The sequence below is a fragment of the Shinella sp. BE166 genome, from assembly GCF_051201095.1.
Taxonomy (GTDB): domain Bacteria; phylum Pseudomonadota; class Alphaproteobacteria; order Rhizobiales; family Rhizobiaceae; genus Shinella; species Shinella lacus.
In genome coordinates this window covers 1-1,261 of the sequence record NZ_JBPEHL010000066.1, presented here as the reverse complement: position 1 = coordinate 1,261, position 1,261 = coordinate 1, and the positions used below count along the sequence as shown (strand labels likewise).

Genomic DNA, 1,261 nt, shown 5'->3' with positions numbered 1-1,261 from the left:
GGCGGCCAGACAAATGGACGAGCTCATATGGCTCGCATCGTTTCATGGGCCTTTGCCGAACCCGGATCATACCGGTTTGCCATCACATTCGCTTACCCTCGCAAGCCAGCACTGATCATAGGAACAGTGCTGAAGCTGTTATGCTGCAGACGGTGCCGCAGCAATTGGTTTGTGGTACTTCTCTTCACGCGTCAGCATTGCCCACAAGGCGCGTGCCGTTTTGTGCGCGACGGCGACAGCGGTGACGTTGGTCGGTCTGCGTGCCGCCAGTGCAAGCAGCCACGGACGAGGCGTCACGTTTTTGCGGAACAGCGTACCGACAATCGCTCTTGCGCCATGGATTAGAAGCGCCCGCAGATATCGGTCGCCTCCTTTACTGATCCTTCCGATCCTCTCTTTCTTCCCGCTTGCATGCATCCTTGGGGTCAATCCAAGCCAAGCCGCAAAATGCCGCGCCGACTGGAACTGACGAGCATCTCCTACAGCTGCAAGGATAGCGCTCGCCGTGATAGGGCCAACACCTGGCGCAGTCGCTAGTCGAAGGCTGTCTTCGTTGCTCTTATGCCACTCGACAATCTGTCGTTCGACAGCAGCAATTTGTTCTTCAAGTACATCGATATGATCAAACAGGGTATTGATAGCTTGGCAGGCGATCGCTGGTAGGTCGTCTGGCGTCATTGCGTTCATGCGCTGCCGCAACTCTGACATGCGGTAGCGGCCTTTTGAGGTGATAAGCCCAAACTCACCAACCAATCCCCGCACAGCGTTGATCGATGCTGTTCGTTGCCGAACCAGCAATGAACGAGACCGATGCAAAACGAGTACTGCCTGCTGATCTCGGGTCTTGATTGGAACGAAGCGCATGCTTGGACGACCCGCCGCTTCACATATCGCCTCTGCGTCTGCCGCGTCGGTCTTATTCCGTTTTACGTAGGGTTTGACATATTGCGGCGGAATGAGTCGAACTTCGTGTCCCAAACTGACCAGCTCCCGAGCCCAGTGATGAGCGCTCGAGCATGCTTCCATTGCGATCGAACAAGGCGGCAGCTTAGCAAAAAATGCCAACAATTCGCTGCGTCCAAGGCGACGGCGAAGAACAGTCTCGCCGGCAGCATCGACGCCGTGAGCTTGAAAGACTGTCTTTGCGAGATCAAGACCAACGGTAACAACAGGCATGGGATGACTCCTTCTTGGCTAAAAAGACAGCCGCCATCTTCGCTGAGGGAAAGGGAGCGGTCCATGCCATCAAATGGGCCGTCCA

1 protein-coding gene is annotated in these 1,261 nt (G+C 55.7%); it reads right to left on the bottom strand.

Going from position 1 to position 1,261, the window contains the following annotated elements:
* Positions 1-138: 138 nt before the first annotated feature.
* Entirely contained in the window at positions 139-1,176 is a 1,038-nt protein-coding gene (locus J2Y63_RS35415; RefSeq protein ID WP_435269840.1) for an IS110 family transposase, read from the bottom strand.
* Between the last annotated feature and the right edge of the window lie 85 nt (positions 1,177-1,261).

Coding starts and splice junctions, on each gene's coding strand:
- J2Y63_RS35415 (WP_435269840.1), bottom strand. CDS start 1,176: ATGCCTGTTGTTACCGTTGGTCTTGATCTCGCAAAGACAGTCTTTCAA.